Here is a 17,650-nt window from a genome sequence, read left to right as displayed (position 1 = left end):
TCACCCCTGTGCCTTGGCGCGATACTGCGGAGCCACCGCTTCGGCGGCGATTTTCTCGAAACGCCGGTCGAACACCTGGTGGGCGTCGAAGGACTTCCCGAAGGCACCCGAGCTGGTGATCAAATCGATCGTCTTCTGTTCCCAGTCGATCGACTCGTCCCAGTTGTCCGGGAAATACGGGCGTTCGGTCGTGGCCATGATGCGGCGACCGTCGGTCTCGCTCACGCCCTGATTCTCGACGTAGTAGTCGGCGATCCACCGGTCCTGGTTCTCCCATTCCCAGACTTTCGCGCGCGCCCAGAATTTGACGAATTCCGCGACGGCCGCCAGCTTTCCGTCGTCGGCCAGCACCGAGGTCGGTGCCCAGAGAACGCTCAACGCGTCGACCGCGTCGGATTGCACCGTGCCGGCGCCCTCGGATCGATACTGGGCGAGGTATTTCGTCAGCGACGGTTCGGCCAGCGGCGCCACATCGACCTGCTTGCCCTGTAACGCGGTGAGGAATTGCGGGCTGTTGAGTTGCACGAGGGTGACATCGGAGATGCTGAGCCCGGCCTGCTGCAGAGTCCGCAGCACCACGCCACCTTGCGCCTGACCGGGAGAATAGGCGATCTTCTTACCCCGCAGATCGCGCAGGGTCTTGATATTGCTGCCCGGAGCGGTGGCCAGGCCGTAGTTGGGGGTGCTACGCCACAGCACGGCGACGATGCGGGTGTCGAGGCCCTGCGCATGCGCCTGGATGGACGGAATTCCGGCATTACTGGCCAACTCCACCGCGCCGCCTTTGAAAGCCTGGATCACATCCGGGCCGGCAGAGACACTCGGCCAATCGGGCACGGTGAAGGGCAATTTGTCGATCTGGCCGCTGCTGGTCAGAGCGACCTTCATATCGGATGCCGAAATCTTCAGCGACGTACCCGGCGGCACGCTGGTCGGCAGGGGTTTAGCGAAATCGGCCGACCCCCCGGAGTTCGCACAGGCCGAGGTGGCACAGGCGGCGACCAGCACCACGAACGACGCCGCGCCGACCCTGCGGGTGAGGCGCATCCTACGCGTAGACGGTCGCGCTTCGATGAGCTTTCTCATTTGTCGATCGTCGCGAATTATGTTGCGGCCCACAATATTCGGTCGACTTAAAATTACCCGGACTCGAACCGCGGCGATTCGAAGCGCGGCGCGGCTTCCTCCTTTCGGTGCACGCCGAAACCGTCCGCGGTGACAGTGAGCGGATCGGCGTAGACGCGATGCAGCAGCACGGCCGCGGCGGCGGTCTCCAGCGAGCGGCTGGGAAACGACGTGCCGATGATGCGGTGCCGTGCGGAACGCACCTGCGTTCTCGCGGTGATCGCGTCGATGTAGGTGGCACGCACGGCCGGCAGCGTGGTGAAGGCTCGGTCGGTGATGATCAGCGTCTCCGGATTGAGCACATCGAGCAGCGCGGCGGCCACTGCGGCGAGTCCGCGCGCCCGGTCCTCGAACAAAGCGCGCGCGCGTGGATCGGTCTCGGCGGCGGCGATGAGCGCCGGGATCGTGGGCTCCGTCACGAGCGCCAGGCCGGCCGCACGTCGTTCGAGCGAACGGTCGGAGTAGGTGTCGAGCGGTCCCGGGCCACCCGGACCGAGGTCGGCCGGAACGAGCGTGGCCAGCGAACCGGCCGAGGAACCGGGGCCGTAGTGGACCCGGCCGTCGACGGCGAAGGCCGCATCGATGACATTGCCAACGAACAATACGGCGGCCGAGGAATCGAAATCCAGGGCGCCGAACAGTTGTTCCGCGTGCACCATCGCGCGGGCGTGGCTGTCGAGTTCCACCGGCAGGCCGGTGAGCTGCGCCAGCACATCCCGCACAAGCGTGTCCTGGAGGCGTAGCAGCGGGTGCGACAGCACCACGCCGGCGTCCGGATCGACCCAGCCGCCGGTCGCGACGCCGACCCCGGACAAGCGAGTGTCCTCCGGAAGATCACGGCGCAGCGCAGCGAGTGCGGCGGCCGCGTCGGCGACCAGATCCGCCCCCTCGAGCGTACGGTGTGGAACCAGCGCACTCGCGACGATCGTGCCCGCGATGTCGACCACCGCCACCCGGGTCTGGGTGGCCGCGAAATGGATGGCCGCCACCGCATTCCGGCGATCGAGCTCCAGCGGCGAATGCGGTCGGCCCACCCGCTGCGACCGGTCCAGCTGGGGCGCTTCGCGCACCAGCCCCGCCTCGAGCAGCGCCCGCGTCCGGCTCGTCACCGTCGCCGGGGACAGTCCCGCGTGGGCAGCGACAACCGAACGCGACGCGCCGCCCAATTCCAAGATCGCGCGAAGTACCGCACCCGCGGCCGTCGGCCACCCTCTCGCCGGTCTCATAGGCCTCGGTCCCGTCTGGTCCCCATACGTCTGCGGCCGACCCTACGAGACCGGGCGGCGGTCGGCACCGTTCCGCATCAGCGTGATCCGAACTCGGGCACATCGGCCGAGCTACGCGTGGAGATGCCATTGTAGAACCGGCCGGAATTTCTTTGCCGGAAAAAATAAGTTTCGCGGATATTTGAAATCACGACGACGGCAACAAGTGTGACGCTCGCGGTGTGCGAATTACCATCGGAACATCGTGGGGGACCGGAAAGCTATTGTGCCCCATGGTATTCCCGCACCAATGGCGACTCTCGGCCGGGTGCATTCGAATCCGATGGAGTGTGATGAAATGACACTGGCTGTCGAAAAGAACGAAACGACCGAAGGCAAAGATGGCGCTTTCACCGTGCATCGGGTGGCTGGGCATATCGGTGCGGAAATCCGCGGACTGGACCTGCGTCAGTCCCTCGACGACGAGACCGTCGCGCGGCTGCGCCGCAAGCTGCTGAAGTACAAGGTGCTGTTCTTCCGCGACCAGCACCTCGGCCACGCCGAGCAGATCGAGTTCGGCCGCCGTTTCGGCGAACTCACCCACGCCCACCCGCACGAGGACGCACCGCCCAGCGACGCCCCGCAGATCCTGACCATCGACCCCCAGGTCTACGAGCGGCGCTACGGCTCGGCGCGGCCGGACTCCCAGGAGCGGCAGTACAGCTACTACAGCGGCTGGCACACCGATGTGACGGCCTCGGTGAACCCGCCGGCCATCTCGATTCTCCGCTTGGAGGTGGTTCCCGAATTCGGCGGCGACACCACCTGGACGAATCTCGTTGCGGCATACGAGGGCCTGTCCGAGCCGCTGCGCGCGTTCGCCGACGGACTCACCGCGGTGCACCGATTCTCGGCAGGCCGCAAGTTCGACGACAACGAGGCCTACGTGCGCCGGATCAACGACAATCTGCTGATCTCGCAACATCCGGTGGTGCGGGTGCATCCCGAAACCGGTGAGCGGGCACTGTTCGTCAACCCCGGCTTCACCGATCACATCGTCGGGCTGTCGCCCGTCGAGAGCGCCAAGATCCTCGACCTGTTCTTCGGCCATCTCAGCAGCCCCCAGTACACGGTTCGGTTCCGCTGGGACACCAACAGCGTCGCCGTCTGGGACAACCGCTCGACCGCCCACCTCGGCCCCCAGGACCTCGGCCACCTCGACGTGACCCGGACCCTGCACCGGGTGACGGTGGTCGGCGACCGCCCGGTGGGCCCGGACGGCTTCGTCTCGCAAATCATCGCGGGCGAGGAATTCACGACCGAGGCCAACGTCAAGGTCTCCTGAGGAATCGGCGGCCCACCCGACCGGTGGGCCGCCGCCGCTCGGATCCCCGGTGATGTTTCGTGCGCCGTGGGCGGGTAGCCCCCCTGTGACACCGACCGAGCCGGATTCCGTCGTACGAGGAGTGGTGACCGATGACATCGACCAACATCCAGCCGATGAGCGCCTCGGGTCCCGACGCCGAACCGTTCGAGACGGTCGACGCCTATACCGGCGAAACCCTCGCCGAACTGCCCTATCTGGCGACCGAGCAACTCGACGCGCTGCTCGAACGCGCGGACGACGCCTACCGGTCGTGGCGCGCGACACCGGTCGAGCAGCGTGCGCGGGTGGTGTCCGCCGCGGCGGATCTGATGCGCGAACGCAAGGACGACCTCGCCCGGCTGATCACCCGCGAAATGGGCAAACGCATCTCCGAGAGCGAGTTCGAAGTCGACCTCGCCGCGAGCATTCTGCAGTACTACGGCGAGAACGGGCCGCGCATTCTGGAGCCCACCGCACTGCCGGTCGAGGAGGGCGAAGCTCAGGTCGTCAACGCGCCGCTGGGGGTGCTGCTCGGCATCGAGCCGTGGAATTTCCCGCTCTATCAGGTGGTGCGGTTCGCGGCGCCGAACCTGGTGCTGGGCAACACGATTCTGCTCAAGCATGCCAAGATCTGCGCGCTCACCGCGCTCGAACTGCAGAAGATCTTCACCGACGCCGGCGCGCCCGAAGGGGTGTACACCAACATCTTCCTGCGGATCTCGGACGTCGAGCACGTCTTGGCGCATCCCGCTGTCCAGGGCGTATCCCTCACCGGCAGCGACGCCGCCGGTGCGTCGGTGGCCGAGATCGCCGGGCGGCACGTGAAGAAATGCGTGCTCGAGCTCGGCGGCAGTGACCCCTTCATCGTGCTCGACGCCGACGATCTGGACGGCACACTCGATGCGGCGACCACCGGGCGGCTGGGCAACACCGGTCAAAGTTGTGTGGCCGCAAAGCGTTTCATCGTCCCGGACGAACTGTACGACCGGTTCGTGGTCGGTCTGGCCGAGCGGTTCGGCGCACTGCGCCCGGGCGACCCGTCGGATCCGGAGACCACACTCGGACCGCTCTCCTCTCCGAAGGCCGCCGACGACCTGCTGGAACAGGTTCAGGATGCCCGCGAGAAGGGCGCCACGGTGGTCACCGGTGGCGGCCGCCCCGACGTTCCGGCGCCGGGACGCCGGGACGCGTTCGTCGACGCGACAGTGCTGACCGATGTCACTCCCGAGATGCGTGCCTATTCCGAGGAGCTGTTCGGGCCGGTCGCGGTGGTGTACCGCGTCGGTGACGAACGCGAGGCGATCGAGTTGGCGAACACCTCGAAGTTCGGGCTCGGCGCCACGGTGTACAGCAGTGACCCGGACCGCGCGCGAGCGGTGGCCGAGCAGATCGACAGCGGCATGGTGTGGATCAACCACCCGACCTCCTCGCAGGCCGATCTGCCCTTCGGCGGGGTGAAGCAGTCGGGTTTCGGTCGCGAACTGTCCGAACTCGGCATGTTCGGTTTCGCCAATCGCAAACTGATTCGCTCCCTGCCCCGCACGACCGCATCCGCCGGTGTCGCGGGCTGAGGGCTCGAAAGAGGAGATGCGCATGCGTGCAGCGGTGCTGCGGGAATTCGGTGGTCCGGAAGCACTCACGGTTGGCGACGTCGATACGCCGCGTCCCGGGCCGGGTGAGGTGCTGGTGGGAGTCCGGGCGTCGTTGCGATCCACGAACAGCTGGACGAGGGGCACAACGGGCAAGCTCGTCATGGACGTGCCCTGATGCCTCCAGCCCTGCCCTCAGTTCTGCCGCGGCAGCAGTTCGGTGACGAACCGGTCCACGAATTCCGCCGATAGCGCGCCGTCGGCCGGCACCACCACGAATTTGCTCAGTCCGGCCGCGAGGTATTCGTTTACCAGCCGGTGCAGATCCGCCCAGCTCCCGGCGATCACATCGCCCGGATCGGCACCCGATCGCTGCGCGCCGATCCGTGCCGCCAGCTCGGCCGGGATGCCGTTCTCCGCGAGCAGCAACGTGATGCCGAAGTGATCGGCTTCGATCTCCCGGCCCGCCGCGGCTGCCGCCGCATTGATCGCCGATACCCCGGCCGCCGCCTCGGCCGGGGTCACGAAACTACCGAGCCAGCCGTCGCCGTATCGGCCGACGCGACGGAAGGCGCCCGGTACGCGACCACCGAGCCAGATGTCGAGTGGGCGGGTCGGCCGCGTGCCCACCGTCGCCCCGCGAACGGTGAAGTAGTCGCCGTCGAAATCGACATCGTCGGCGCGCAGCATCGCGCGCAGCAGGCGCAGCGATTCGTCGAAGACCGCCCCGCGCGGCCCCGGCACCGGAAACAGGTCCTGTTCTCCGGGGCCGGCCGGGCGCAAGCCGAACACCGGCAAAACCCGTTTCGGTGCCAGGGCGGCCAGCGATGCCAGTTGCTTGGCGACCAGCACCGGATGCCGCCCGGGCAGAATCGCCACCGACGTGCCGACCTTCAATCGGCTGGTTCGCGACAACGCGAACGCCATCCCCACCGTCGGATCCACGGCCGGCGCGAACACCAGCTCGGAGAACCACAGCGAATCGACCCGCGCGGCCTCGAGCCGATCCACGAGCTCGGCGAGTTCTCGCGGGTCGGCGGCCGAACCGGTACCCACCCCGAACCGAATCTTCATCTCGCCACTCACCGCCGGAACAACACCGCCATCGACGCCGATATTTCGACCGAGCCGCCGAACCGGTCCCGGCACGCACAGACGCCCGTATCCGAGCAGATAGAATGCGTTGTGCTGCAACGACTTCGACATGGATCGTCTCGGAACACAACCGCCGGCTCCGGGGAAGACTCACCGGCGCAGCTGGATTCGAGTGTCACCGCCCTGCCCGGGCAGCGGGATGGTTCGGGGCGTCGAGCAACTCGTCCAGATGAGTCCGCGACCAGGTGCACAGTCGGTGGACGGTGGCCAGCAGATCGAGACCGGCCGGGGTCAGGGAATAGTCGACCCGCTGATTCGCGGTGTGGTGGTCGTACCGGGTGACGATGCCGTCGGCTTCGAGGGCCCGCAGGGTCTGCGTCAGCATTTTGTAGCTGATGCCTTCAACGGCGCGGTGCAGTTCGGTGAACCGGCGCTCGCGATCACCGATCGCCTCCAGCACGGCCAGGGCCCACTTGGTGGACAGGGTCGCGAAAATGTGGCGCGCGACGGCCGCTGCGCGCTCCTGCTCTGTCCCGCTCACCGCGTACCTCTCACCTTGAAGTGCGTACTTACCCAGCGTAAGGAACGACCGTAGCGTGCGAGGAATGCGGATTCTCGAAACCTATGCCCGGCTGTTCGTCGCTGATATGGACGCGGCCCTGCCGATCTACGAGCGCCTCGTCGGGGCGCCGGCCGACCTTCGCTTCCCATTCGAGGAAGCCGAAATCGCCGCCGTCGGTGGCTTTCTCGTCGTCGCGGGACCGGACGCGGCGATCGACAAGTACCGCGGCACCGTCGGCCCGGTGATCGTGGACGATCTGAGCGCGCTCCCGGCCTTCCTCGCCGATATCGGGGGCACGGTCGTCGGCGAGCCGGTCACCTCCCCCACCGGCCGCGTCGTCTACGCCCGCCATCCCGACGGGACGCAGGTCGAGTACGTGGAATGGACCGACGAGGTCCGGATTCGCGTCCTGGGCGGTTGACTCCTCGATGTCAGTTCTTGTCATCGAGGCTGTCCAAGGTGGTCAGGATCGCCTCGACCGGAATGCGGCCGGCCGCCACCGTTTCGGCGCCGTTGCGCCGCAAGGCCACCGACAACGGTGCGGCCCAAGTGTTTTCGTAGATCAGAACGGCGGCCGAACGCCCGGGATGCAGCGCGGCTCCCGCCTCCCGCAGATCGCCGTCGTCGAGTACGCCCGTCGTCTCCTCGGCGAACAAGGCCACAGTCGCTTCGCACTCGAGCCCGATATCGGCGATATCGATGCCGGTCAGCGACCCGTCGCCCTCTTTCCGGAGGAACGCCAGATTCAGCACGCGGATGATGCCCCGGCCGACCAGATCGCGCAGCACCGGCAGGGCCGAGCCGTCCGGGGGGCGGCCCGCGGGGAACTCGATAACGAGATAGTCGATCGGACCCATCTCATCGATACCGGCAGCACTGGTCATCCGAGTACCTCATCCCTGGCCGGATCACCGGCGTGATTCGGCGAGACAGCAGCTGAGGCCACGCGGTCGACGACGAGCACATCGGCCACCGGCGTGACACCTAATGATTCGAAGCCGGGCCGCTCGCGGATAAACCGGAATCGATTCCGGCGCGCATGGCCATCGGACACGGTGTCTCATGCGTGCCCCCTCAGCGTGCCCCCTCAGCGTGCCCCCTCAGCGTGTCGCCTCCCCGCGCGGAGCACCACCCAGCTCGGCGACACCACGGAGTTTCGCTCACGGTGAGTCTGGATGGTGGCAAACCGCGTGTGGCGGCGAAGAATTCGCGTGACCGCGGTGTGGAAGGGGTAGTGGTGACGACGTCCGTGCCTGTGCGACTCGAGCACGCCAAAGATATTCATCCGGGCGTCGACGTGCCGCTACTCCACGACGCCGTGGTGGCCGAGCGCACACTGTGGACACCGGCCGAACTGCACGAGCTCACCGCGGTGGTGGCGAGCGAACTGGCGACACCGCTGCTGGATATCGTGCGGTTCGACACCTCGCGCCGCTGGTGGACCCGGCTCGCGCTGACGATGGGCGTGGAACTGTGGCTGCTGTCGTGGGCGCCGGGGCAAGGCACCGAACCGCACGACCACGGAGGCGCGTCGGGTTCGTTCACCGTCTCGATCGGTGAACTGGAGGAGGACTACCGCTACCCCACCGGCCCCGTACGCTCGGCCCGGCGCCGCGCCGGCGACACGATCGCGTTCGGGCCCGAACGCGCCCACCAGCTGCACAACCGCAGCGCCCGGCCGGCCGCCACGGTGCACGCCTACTCGCCACCGCTGCGACCGGTCCGCGAATACCGCTCGCTGCAGGATTTCACCGGTGTGTGACCATGCCGGTAACCCACATCGCCCGATCGCCGAGGAGTGACGGTATGAGCGCCGAGGATCTGCTCGCACAGGCACGCGCCGGATTGAACCGCGTCGAGCCCGTCACCGCCGCGCACCGGTTGGCCGAGGGCGCGCTCGTGGTCGATATCCGCCCGCACGCCAACCGCCTCGCCGAGGGTGAGATCCCCGGCGCGGTCGTCGTCGAGCGCATCGTGCTGGAATGGCGGCTCGACCCCCACGGTTCGCACCGGCTCCCGGACCTGACCTCCGACACCGAGGTGATCATCGTCTGCAACGAGGGGTACGCCTCCAGCCTGGCCGCGGCCGACGCGCAGCGTCTCGGGCTGACTCGCGCCACCGACCTGGTCGGCGGGTTCCGGGCGTGGAAGGCGGCCGGCCTGCCGGTGGCTCCCGGCGGGAGCCCCGCCGTTCCGTAGACCACCGACACCCGCTCGCCTCGCCCGCCCGGTTGCCACGACAGCCATCCGCGTCCGCAGCGCCGCGTCTACCTCCCGGTTCCCGGAATTCTTTCACCTGCAAACGATCTGGCTGAGAATGTAGAGGGGCAAACGGAATTACGAGGAGTGCGATGACCAGGTGTGCGCATTATGTCGGAAGTGTTCCAGCCGAGTTGATGACCGGGGATGCTGCGGTGCTGCAGTGGTTCGCCGACCGCAGTGCGGGCCATCCCGTGACCGGACTGCCCTGTGATCTGGATCCGGACTGGATCCTCGACTACCTCCGCCGGCGCAGAGAGCACGAGGACGTCTTCGATGTCGTCCGCACCGGCGATTACTCCGACTACAGCGATTTCCCGAGCTACGGCCTGCGCCCGGGGGCGAAGCTGGAACCGCGGCACGTGGCGATGGACCGGCTCGACCGCATCGGCGCCGTGGTAGCCGCCTTCGACGAGGTGCGCGCCGGGCGGCCCGAACTGGACGGGACGAGATTGCAACTGAGCCAACCCAATCCGCTGGATCTGGCGATGTTCGTCTTCGCCGGTGCGGCGGTGTCGAACGGATTCCCGCTGGGCCCGGCCCTGCGCCGCTCCAATCTCATCGCGACAGCACTGCGGCATCTGCCGGTCTTCACCGAGGCCGCATTGCAAGAGATCGCGGAGGTGAACGCGCGCTACGGCGATCGCGTGGTCTGGCAGGTCGAATCACCGTTCGCGCTGCTGGGCATGGTCAAGGCCGACCAGTTGGGCGCGAAATGGGCGGCGGCGCCGCTGCTGGCTCGCCAACTGGCCGGGGTACTCACCGGCATACACGAGATCGGGGCACAGGCGGTGGTCCATCTGTGCTACGGAGATTATCAGCACAAGGCGCTGCTCAGCCCGCGTTCGCTGGCGCCCGCGGTCACCCTGCTGAAGCACACCGCACGCCGGCTGCGCGCAGACGGCACTCCCTTTCCGGCGGTGCATATTCCGTGTGCGTTCGGTGCCGAACCCGCACCACAGGACGCCGCGTTCTACGCCCCCCTGCGCCGGCTGGACCCGGACTGGAACGTCATCGCGGGGGTGGTGTCACCGGATTCCGCCGACGACAGCGCACACGCCCTGCGACTGTTCGAGCAGGCGGCCGGTCGTCCCGCGTTCGGCGTCGCGACCGCGTGCGGTCTCGGCCGCTGCAGTGTTGCGGACGCGCAGCGCGCTGCCGAGACGACCGCGGCACTGACCGCCGAGACGACCACCGGATAGCACCACGGCACGGTCGCGGTGCCGTGCGTCAGCGCCCTGACGCCGGCACCGCGGCCCCGCCTGGGCGTCCGGCGCCTCACCCGGATACCGCAATGTCGTTCGGGCCCAAGGATTCTGCTTCGCACGCCGCGCGACCAGGGCATACCCGGAAGGAGTGGCCGGAATCCGGCGGACGCCCCGCGGGAACCGGACAAAGGCCTTACCCTGGATGAGTCGGTGAAAGTGGGGTGATGCCGGACATGACCAGCCGGGACCGCAAACCCGCCTGGGGTCGTCGTCACCGTACCTTCCGCTTTGCTCGCCGAAACGGCACTCACGTAACGCAACGTCGCGTCCCCTGTCGTGACCCTAGCCGCGCATCACAGACAGCGGCATCTTCATACCCACATCAGCTATCTTTCAGCTACTCCCTGCTGATACGAACTTGCATCGTAACTTGCTGTTTCCCTTGATGATTCAAGTACTACTGATAAACTGATTCCCCGTGCGCCGAGTACGAGTTAACAAGCGGCTACGGAGGTTTCGGATTTTGTCGTAGGACATGCCATCCGGACTCGGTCCGGCAGCCGATCCGGCGCACCGTCCGTTCGTACGCAGTTCCAGGGAGTTGCTATGGGGAACAACGAAATTCCGCGCGTTCTGGTAGTAGGCGGCGGCCCGGCGGGGTCCACCGCGGCCGCACTGCTCGCACGGTCCGGAGTGCAGGTGACCCTCCTGGAGCGGGATACGTTCCCGCGCTACCACATCGGAGAATCACTGCTGGCCTCGTGCCTGTCCACGCTGCGGGTATCCGGCGCCTACGACAGGGTCGCCGCGCACGGCTTCCAGATCAAACGCGGCGGCTACTTCCAATGGCAGAACGACACCTGGCTGCTGGACTGGTCCAAGCTCGTCGACGCCGAGGCATGGTCCTGGCAGGTCGACCGCGCCGCCTTCGACGACCTCCTGCTACGCAACGCCGCCGACCAGGGCGCAGAGGTCATCGAACAGGCGACCGTCGAGAACATCCTGTTCGACGGTGAGCGTCCGACCGCGGCGGAATGGGTCAAGGCCGGCGACGACACCGTCCACACCACCGAGTTCGATTTCCTCGTCGACGCTACCGGCCGAGACGGGTTGCTGGCCAAGCACTTCGGCATGCGTCGCCAACATTCGGCCTTCCGCAACGTCGCGATCTGGTCGTACTGGAAGGGCGCACACCTGCACCCGGACAGCCCGGAGGGCGCGATCAACGTGGTGTCGACCCAGGAGGGCGGCTGGTTCTGGAACATCCCGCTCGCCGACGGGCGTACCAGCGTCGGCTATGTGGTCTCGGCGCGGCTGGCCGCCGAAAAGCTGCGCGCGCACGATTCCCGCCAGTCGTACTACCTGGAGACCATCCGGGAGAGCAAGCCGATGTGCGAAATGCTCGAGGGTGCGGAGCAGATCGCCGATGTGCGGGCCGAACAGGACTACTCCTATGTCGCCGACCGGTTCTGCGGCCCCGGCTACGTCCTCGTCGGCGACGCGGCGTGCTTCCTGGATCCGTTGTTGTCCACCGGAGTTCACCTGGCGACCTATTCCGGGCTCGTGTCCGCGGCGGCGATCGCGACCACGCTGCGCGGTGAGATGTCCGAAACCGATGCGCTGGCGTACTACGAGTACACCTACCGCCGCGGCTACACCCGGTTCCTCTCCCTGGTCTCACGGATGTACGAGCACTACATCGGCTCCGAGGAATACTTCGCGCACGCGCACAAGCTCACCGACGTCCGCGACGGCGATTCGCCCGAGCAGTCGTTCACCCGGATCATGGCCGGCCTGACCGATGTCGGCGAGACCACCGGCGATCAGGACCGTACCGGCACCGAGGTCATCGTCGCCGAGGCGGAGCGCCTGCACACCGCCCCGGATACCGACGGGGTCAACATCAAGTACATGGGCGGCCTGGATATGTCACCGGTCTGGGACCACTGGCGCGATCCGCTGTCCGACACCACGATGGGCGAAATCCGCATCACCACGGAACCGGTGTTCGGCCTGACCACCCGCCCGCGCTCCGACGCCGAGCGCGAGGCCATGACTCTCCCGGTCCAACCGCCCCGCAAGGGCGCCGGCGCCGCCCTCTAGCGGCGACGTCACCAGGACTCCCGGTGCGAACCGAAACGTGGAGTCGGCAGTGACCGTCACAGGATCCGTCCCCGGCCCGCTGAGCGAACCGACGCCCAGCGGGCCGGGCCCCCGGACGAACCCGGCCACGCAGATCGAGCGATTCCACGACCCCACAACCCGAACCCTGCTGTCGGGCACCGGCTTCACGACCACGGCGCTCGAACACATCCTCGAGACGACGTTGAGCGTGCACGTCCTGCGCCAGCATCAGGTTCCGCCCCGAACACTGCCCGCATTCATCGTCGACGAACTCCGGCTGCGGGATGCCGACGGCGCGCTGGTCCGGCGTTCCCGTCTGGTCACCCCCGCTCTGGCGACCGTCTCGCTCAATTACGTAGTGGCCGTGCCACAACCGGCTGCCGCCAGCGGCATCGACGATGTCCGGATGCCGATCGGCCACGGCTTGCGCACCCGCGGCCTGCCCCAGGGCCGCCGCCTGCTCTGGGCGGGCATCAGGCCGTGGCCGGACGGCCGGCCCAGTGCGTCCAGGGCGTACATCATGACGCTCGGCCGCCGTCCCGTGTGCTATATCCGCGAAGTGTTTCATCCCGCGGTCGTACCGCCCGCACACACGACGGGTTCGCTACCGGAACCGGCTCTGCGAGACGATGTTTCCGAGGAGAATTGAGTGCCCGCTCCCACCATCACGGTCCTACTCGACTTGGTTCTCATCATGGCGGCCGCACACCTGCTCGGATGGCTGGCCGAAAAGATCGGGCAGCCACCGGTCATCGGCGAGATCGCGGCCGGGATCCTCGCCGGCCCCACGGTCATCGGACACCACTTGTCCGTCACCCTGTTTCCCGAAGCCGGACGCTCGTATCTGACACTGCTCGCCAATATCGGTGTGGCAGTGTTCATGTTCGTCGCAGGTCTGGAGCTCGATCGGGAGATATTCCGCGGCGCCCGGCGGTCGATCCCCGCGGTGTCCGCGGCGGCCTACGCTATTCCCTTCGCATTGGGCAGCGCGGTCGCGATCACCGTTCTGGCACGCCACACCACCGGCAACCGGCTGCACTTCGCCCTGTTCGTCGGCTGCGCGATGGCGGTGACCGCCTTCCCGGTGCTGGCCCGAATCCTGCACGACCGCAATCTCGTTCGCACGGAGATCGGACAGCTCAGCCTGGCCTGCGCGGCGCTGGTCGACGTCGTGGCATGGTCGGTCCTCGCCGTCGTCCTCGCACTCGCGCACCCGGGTGGCGTCCAGTGGCGGCTCGTCCTGCTCCTACCGCTGGTCGCTCTGCTGTGGTGGTTCGTGCGACCTGTGCTGGCCCGGATCTCGGAATCCGGCACCCAGCAGACGATGCTGGTGCTCGGCGTGGGTGGAGCACTCGGGCTCGCCGCGATCACCGAATGGATCGGATTGCATCTGATCTTCGGTGCTTTCGCCTTCGGTGTCATATTCCCGCGCGAACGCCGCCGGACGGTCGAGTCCGGTGTGCGAATCCTGTGCATCCTGCTGATGCCCGGCTTCTTCGTGATCGCCGGACTGGCCGTCGATCTCGGCTCGCTCGACGCGACATCGATAGGTGAACTGATCGCGGTCATCGGTGTCGCGGTGGTGGGAAAGGTCGGCAGCGTCTACGCCGCCGGTCGGCTGACCGGGATGCAGTCGCGAGCGGCCGCCGCCGTGGCAGCGCTGCTCAACACCCGAGGCCTGACCGAACTGGTGATTCTGAACGTGGGCTTGACCACCGGCCTCATCGGCACGCAGTTGTATTCACTGCTGGTGATAATGGCCCTGGTGACCACCGCGTCGACGGCACCGATGCTCCGTATGCTCGGCATATCTCGCGGCGACCGACCGTCTCGTCCGCCGCAGGCGCCGGACTCGGAGCACGATCCGAACCCGGGCGCCGCGGCCGCGGTGGCGCCGTCGCCCGATATGAGCGGAAAACGCTGACCCACAAGCACATCCGATCGACTCCGGACGCGGGTGGCGGCAACGCTACTCCCACGTTCGCAGACACCATCGCCGCGTCGCTGCTATGTTGCTTGCGTGGGCGAACCGCCAGGCACCGTGAGCGCGACACGTGCCGCGCCCGCCGAGCTCTCGTCGAATTTCTGTTCCACCCGTCTGGAGTCCCGTCTTTGACCACACCACAGTCACCCCTTCCCGAGCCCTACACCACGGCGACCGGAATATGCCCCGTCCAGCACGGCTCGCCCTTCGATACCGACGACGACCGATTCCCGATGTACACAGCCGAATTCGTCGCCGATCCACACGCCGCCTATCGCGAGATGCGACGGCAGTACCCCTCCCTCGTTCCCGTCGAACTCGCCCCCGGCGTGCCTGCCACCCTGGTCATCGACTACGCCGTCGCGGTTCGCATCCTCAACGACCCGGACCACTTTCCCTCCGATCCGCGCACCTGGCAGAAAACCATTCCGCAGGATTCACCCGTGCGCCCGATGATGGAGTGGTATCCGGCGGCCCGGTACAACACCGGTGCGCCCCATGCCCGCTACCGCGCTCCGTCGGTCGCCGCGATCGACCACATCGACCTCCACAGCGTGCCCGCGATCGTGGAAAGGGTTGCCGTTCCGCTGGTCAACTCCTTCTGTGAGCAGGGATCCGCCGATCTCGTCATGCAGTACTCGTTCCCGCTCGTACTCGAGGTCCTCAACCGGATGGTCGGCTGCCCGGCCGACATCGGGACCCGAGTCGCCAACGGCATGGCCGCCCGGTTCGACACCGTCAGAGGTCAACAGGGTATGGACATGCTCAAGGAAGCGCTCATGGAACTGATCGCGTTCCGGCGCGAGCAACCGGGCGACGACGTCACCTCACACCTGGCCCATCACCCGAACGGCCTCAACGATGTCGAGGTGTTCGCCCAGCTGATGTCCTTCTATGGCGCGGGCTTCGAGGCCCAGCGCAACCTCATCAACAACGCGCTGATGCTCATCCTCACCGATGAGCGATTCCGGTTCGGCGACATCCTCGGCCGCAACCTGTCCACCACCGACGCCCTCGACGAGATCCTGTTCAACGACCCGCCGATGGCCAACTTCTGCACCACCTATCCACGGCAGCCGATCATGATCGACGGCGTGTGGCTGCCCGCCGATCAGCCGGTCCTGATCAGCCTCGCGGCGTGCAACAACGATCCGAAGATCCGCGGCGAAGCCGCGAGCAGTATCGGCAACCGTTCGCATCTGGCCTGGAGCACCGGCCCGCACAGCTGCCCCGCCAAATCGGTGGCCTACCTGACGGTCCAGAACGCCATCGACCAGCTCTTCGACGCGCTGCCGGAAATTCAGTTGGCCGTCCCGGCCGCACAACTGGAATGGCGGCCCGGCCCGTTCCACCGGGCACTGACCTCGTTGCCGGTCGTCTTCCCCAAATCGCCGCCCCTGCCCGTGATGTAGCCACCTTCATCGCCCGGCCCGGGCGACCACCGGGTCGGGCGGCGACTGGTCCCATCCGGGTCAGGCCGTTCTAGGTGGGAAGTTGTGACCTCGGGGACGGCCTCTGCTATCTTCTCTGCAGTGCCTCACGCACCGGCCGGTGTAGTTTAGTGGTAGAACATCAGCTTCCCAAGCTGAGAGTGCGGGTTCGATTCCCGTCACCGGCTCTCTTTCTCCCCGCGATACCGTCCGTGGGCTCACGAACGAAATCCTTTGTCTCGCAAACGCATCGGCCGCCAGCCGGGTTGCCGGCGCGGCCGGTGTCTCTTGTCCGGGTCGTCAGCTGACGCCGAGGTTGATACCCGACGCCGTCCGATCCACCACACGGCGGCGTTGAACGCAGCGGACCACCTACCGCGGAGACCGGAACGACGAGGCCGTACCGGGTCGATTCCGGCGCGAAGGTTAGGCGGGGCGGATCGTGGCTACCCATCCTGAGGTGCCGGGTGCCGTGAACGACCGGTGGCCGGGTGGATGGGCTGCCCCACGGCACCTGACTGTCGCACCGACCGTGACCTGTGACGACGGCGGAAGGAAACCAGACAGATGCTCATGCTCACGCCCACTGCCATCGAGGCCGTTCGTACCATCACCTCCGCGGACGGAATGCCCGACGATGCGGGATTGCGCATCTCCTCGAACGACGGCGCGGAGACGCTGCAGCTCGCAGTAGCCGCGGGGCCGTCGGAGCAGGATCAGGTGCTCGATGCGGAAGGCCCGCGTGTCTTCCTCGATGAGCAAGTCGTCGACTTCCTGGACGACAAGATCCTCGACACCGGGCTGGGCCCGGACGGGCAGGGTACCTTCGTGCTCGCCCAGCAGGACCCGAATACCGCGGGGCGCTAGGCCGACGCCGATTCGGCTTCATCGTTGTGATGTCACCTAGTCCGGCCAGATCGGCGTGCGCTTGTTCAGAAAGGCATCCATACCTTCGCGGGCGCCCGGCAGCTGGGATGCGGCGGCCATGACTTCGAGCGCGATCGCGTAGGCGTCGTCCTCCGGACGGTCCAGCTGTGCGTACAGCGTGCGCTTGCCCAGCGCCTTACTCGCCCGGCTGCCCCGCGTCGCCCTGGTGAGCAGCTCGGCGACCGCCCGGTCGAGATCGGCGTCGGGGACGGCTCGGTTGATCAGCCCCCAGTCGGCGGCGGTGTGGGCATCGATCGGATCGCCGGTGAGGGCGAGTTCCATCAGGCGTTTGCGGCCGACCGCCCGGGCCACGGGAACGGCCGGAGTGTGGCAGAACCAGCCGCCCTTGCCGCCCGGGAGAGCGAAGCCGGCCGATTCGGCGGCGACGGCGAGATCACAGGAGGCGACCAGCTGGCATCCGGCTGCCGTGGCCAGGCCGTGAACGCGCGCGACGACGACCTGGGGCACGGATTCGACGGTCGACATGACCTCGGTGCACAGGGTCAGCAGGTCGCGCACACCGAGCAGGTCACGGGCGGCGACATCGGCGAAATCGTGCCCGGCGGAGAAGACCGGACCGTTCGCGGCCAGAACGATCCCGCTCGCATCGCTGCCTCCGGCCCAGCGAAACGCGGACAGCAGCTCCCGCAGATGATCGGCCGAGAGCGCATTGCGCCGGTCCGGCCGGTTCATGGTGATGCGAACGGTCTCACCGTTGCGCTCGACGAGCAGGTTTCGGTACTCCGCTGTAGCCATACCCCACGGTAGATCGGGTC

Annotated in this window: 18 protein-coding genes and 1 tRNA gene; 13 read left to right on the top strand and 6 right to left on the bottom strand. The window is 67.2% G+C overall.

Going from position 1 to position 17,650, the window contains the following annotated elements; translation table 11 throughout:
• Entirely contained in the window at positions 1-1,086 is a 1,086-nt protein-coding gene (locus C5E41_RS05645) for an ABC transporter substrate-binding protein (protein ID WP_258080754.1), read from the bottom strand.
• Between the two features lie 53 nt (positions 1,087-1,139).
• Positions 1,140-2,351, bottom strand: coding sequence for an ROK family transcriptional regulator (locus C5E41_RS05640; RefSeq protein ID WP_104374746.1), 1,212 nt, complete (start codon positions 2,349-2,351; stop codon positions 1,140-1,142).
• A gap of 337 nt (positions 2,352-2,688) precedes the next feature.
• On the opposite strand from C5E41_RS05640, the gene C5E41_RS05635 reads away from it, so the two are divergent.
• The 3 genes from C5E41_RS05635 to C5E41_RS05625 all read left to right on the top strand — a co-directional run bounded on the left by C5E41_RS05635 (position 2,689) and on the right by C5E41_RS05625 (position 5,463).
• A complete protein-coding gene (locus C5E41_RS05635) occupies positions 2,689-3,675 on the top strand; it encodes a TauD/TfdA dioxygenase family protein (RefSeq protein WP_104374868.1) in 987 nt (328 codons plus the stop codon).
• A gap of 131 nt (positions 3,676-3,806) precedes the next feature.
• The gene (locus C5E41_RS05630; protein ID WP_104374745.1) at positions 3,807-5,267 is read left to right on the top strand and encodes an NAD-dependent succinate-semialdehyde dehydrogenase; all 1,461 of its coding nucleotides are present in this window, start codon (positions 3,807-3,809) and stop codon (positions 5,265-5,267) included.
• 22 nt (positions 5,268-5,289) lie between these two features.
• Positions 5,290-5,463, top strand: coding sequence for a hypothetical protein (locus C5E41_RS05625; RefSeq protein ID WP_181063106.1), 174 nt, complete (start codon positions 5,290-5,292; stop codon positions 5,461-5,463).
• Positions 5,464-5,480: 17 nt separating this feature from the next.
• On the opposite strand, the gene C5E41_RS05620 is transcribed toward C5E41_RS05625, so the two are convergent.
• Entirely contained in the window at positions 5,481-6,359 is an 879-nt protein-coding gene (locus tag C5E41_RS05620; RefSeq protein WP_104374867.1) for a TIGR03854 family LLM class F420-dependent oxidoreductase, read from the bottom strand.
• 196 nt (positions 6,360-6,555) lie between these two features.
• Positions 6,556-6,921 carry a winged helix-turn-helix transcriptional regulator gene (locus C5E41_RS05615; RefSeq protein ID WP_104374744.1) on the bottom strand — a complete coding sequence of 122 codons (366 nt, stop codon included), beginning with the start codon at positions 6,919-6,921 and terminating at the stop codon, positions 6,556-6,558.
• Between the two features lie 64 nt (positions 6,922-6,985).
• On the opposite strand from C5E41_RS05615, the gene C5E41_RS05610 reads away from it, so the two are divergent.
• The gene (locus C5E41_RS05610; protein ID WP_104374743.1) at positions 6,986-7,363 is read left to right on the top strand and encodes a VOC family protein; all 378 of its coding nucleotides are present in this window, start codon (positions 6,986-6,988) and stop codon (positions 7,361-7,363) included.
• Between the two features lie 10 nt (positions 7,364-7,373).
• Here the strand turns inward: C5E41_RS05610 and C5E41_RS05605 are convergent, their stop codons facing one another.
• Positions 7,374-7,826, bottom strand: a complete 453-nt coding sequence (locus tag C5E41_RS05605) for a DUF6325 family protein (RefSeq protein WP_104374742.1) — start codon at positions 7,824-7,826, stop codon at positions 7,374-7,376.
• 281 nt (positions 7,827-8,107) lie between these two features.
• Here C5E41_RS05605 and C5E41_RS05600 point away from each other — a divergent pair, with 281 nt between their 5' ends.
• The 9 genes from C5E41_RS05600 to C5E41_RS05560 all read left to right on the top strand — a co-directional run bounded on the left by C5E41_RS05600 (position 8,108) and on the right by C5E41_RS05560 (position 16,814).
• The gene (locus C5E41_RS05600) at positions 8,108-8,704 is read left to right on the top strand and encodes a cysteine dioxygenase (protein ID WP_258080753.1); all 597 of its coding nucleotides are present in this window, start codon (positions 8,108-8,110) and stop codon (positions 8,702-8,704) included.
• A gap of 44 nt (positions 8,705-8,748) precedes the next feature.
• On the top strand, positions 8,749-9,141 hold the full coding sequence (locus C5E41_RS05595) for a rhodanese-like domain-containing protein (RefSeq protein WP_104374740.1): 393 nt from the start codon (positions 8,749-8,751) through the stop codon (positions 9,139-9,141).
• Positions 9,142-9,338: 197 nt separating this feature from the next.
• Positions 9,339-10,403: a hypothetical protein gene (locus C5E41_RS05590; RefSeq protein ID WP_104374739.1), complete on the top strand. Its 1,065-nt coding sequence runs from the start codon at positions 9,339-9,341 to the stop codon at positions 10,401-10,403.
• A gap of 612 nt (positions 10,404-11,015) precedes the next feature.
• On the top strand, positions 11,016-12,512 hold the full coding sequence (gene qhpG / locus C5E41_RS05585) for a flavin-dependent monooxygenase QhpG (protein WP_104374738.1): 1,497 nt from the start codon (positions 11,016-11,018) through the stop codon (positions 12,510-12,512).
• 49 nt (positions 12,513-12,561) lie between these two features.
• Entirely contained in the window at positions 12,562-13,182 is a 621-nt protein-coding gene (locus C5E41_RS05580) for a hypothetical protein (RefSeq protein WP_104374737.1), read from the top strand.
• Positions 13,183-14,457 carry a cation:proton antiporter gene (locus C5E41_RS05575; RefSeq protein ID WP_104374736.1) on the top strand — a complete coding sequence of 425 codons (1,275 nt, stop codon included), beginning with the start codon at positions 13,183-13,185 and terminating at the stop codon, positions 14,455-14,457.
• Positions 14,458-14,645: 188 nt separating this feature from the next.
• Positions 14,646-15,929 carry a cytochrome P450 gene (locus tag C5E41_RS05570; RefSeq protein ID WP_104374735.1) on the top strand — a complete coding sequence of 428 codons (1,284 nt, stop codon included), beginning with the start codon at positions 14,646-14,648 and terminating at the stop codon, positions 15,927-15,929.
• Positions 15,930-16,064: 135 nt separating this feature from the next.
• A tRNA-Gly gene (locus tag C5E41_RS05565) sits at positions 16,065-16,135 on the top strand.
• A gap of 379 nt (positions 16,136-16,514) precedes the next feature.
• Complete coding sequence (locus tag C5E41_RS05560) at positions 16,515-16,814, top strand: hypothetical protein (protein WP_104374734.1); 300 nt, start codon at positions 16,515-16,517, stop codon at positions 16,812-16,814.
• A gap of 36 nt (positions 16,815-16,850) precedes the next feature.
• Here the strand turns inward: C5E41_RS05560 and C5E41_RS05555 are convergent, their stop codons facing one another.
• Positions 16,851-17,630, bottom strand: coding sequence for an enoyl-CoA hydratase-related protein (locus C5E41_RS05555; RefSeq protein WP_104374733.1), 780 nt, complete (start codon positions 17,628-17,630; stop codon positions 16,851-16,853).
• Positions 17,631-17,650: the final 20 nt, after the last annotated feature.

Source organism: Nocardia nova (genome assembly GCF_002933465.1).
Taxonomy (GTDB): domain Bacteria; phylum Actinomycetota; class Actinomycetes; order Mycobacteriales; family Mycobacteriaceae; genus Nocardia; species Nocardia nova_B.
Note: the sequence above shows the minus strand (reverse complement) of the source record. Positions and strands in the feature narration are given on the sequence as shown.

Bases quoted from the DNA above. Each gene is read 5' to 3' on its own strand.
- qhpG (WP_104374738.1), top strand. From the start codon at position 11,016: ATGGGGAACAACGAAATTCCGCGCGTTCTGGTAGTAGGCGGCGGCCCG.
- C5E41_RS05625 (WP_181063106.1), top strand. From the start codon at position 5,290: ATGCGTGCAGCGGTGCTGCGGGAATTCGGTGGTCCGGAAGCACTCACG.
- C5E41_RS05620 (WP_104374867.1), bottom strand. From the start codon at position 6,359: ATGAAGATTCGGTTCGGGGTGGGTACCGGTTCGGCCGCCGACCCGCGA.
- C5E41_RS05610 (WP_104374743.1), top strand. From the start codon at position 6,986: ATGCGGATTCTCGAAACCTATGCCCGGCTGTTCGTCGCTGATATGGAC.
- C5E41_RS05560 (WP_104374734.1), top strand. From the start codon at position 16,515: ATGCTCATGCTCACGCCCACTGCCATCGAGGCCGTTCGTACCATCACC.
- C5E41_RS05640 (WP_104374746.1), bottom strand. From the start codon at position 2,351: ATGAGACCGGCGAGAGGGTGGCCGACGGCCGCGGGTGCGGTACTTCGC.
- C5E41_RS05555 (WP_104374733.1), bottom strand. From the start codon at position 17,630: ATGGCTACAGCGGAGTACCGAAACCTGCTCGTCGAGCGCAACGGTGAG.
- C5E41_RS05630 (WP_104374745.1), top strand. From the start codon at position 3,807: ATGACATCGACCAACATCCAGCCGATGAGCGCCTCGGGTCCCGACGCC.
- C5E41_RS05590 (WP_104374739.1), top strand. From the start codon at position 9,339: ATGACCGGGGATGCTGCGGTGCTGCAGTGGTTCGCCGACCGCAGTGCG.
- C5E41_RS05645 (WP_258080754.1), bottom strand. From the start codon at position 1,086: ATGAGAAAGCTCATCGAAGCGCGACCGTCTACGCGTAGGATGCGCCTC.
- C5E41_RS05595 (WP_104374740.1), top strand. From the start codon at position 8,749: ATGAGCGCCGAGGATCTGCTCGCACAGGCACGCGCCGGATTGAACCGC.
- C5E41_RS05605 (WP_104374742.1), bottom strand. From the start codon at position 7,826: ATGACCAGTGCTGCCGGTATCGATGAGATGGGTCCGATCGACTATCTC.
- C5E41_RS05635 (WP_104374868.1), top strand. From the start codon at position 2,689: ATGACACTGGCTGTCGAAAAGAACGAAACGACCGAAGGCAAAGATGGC.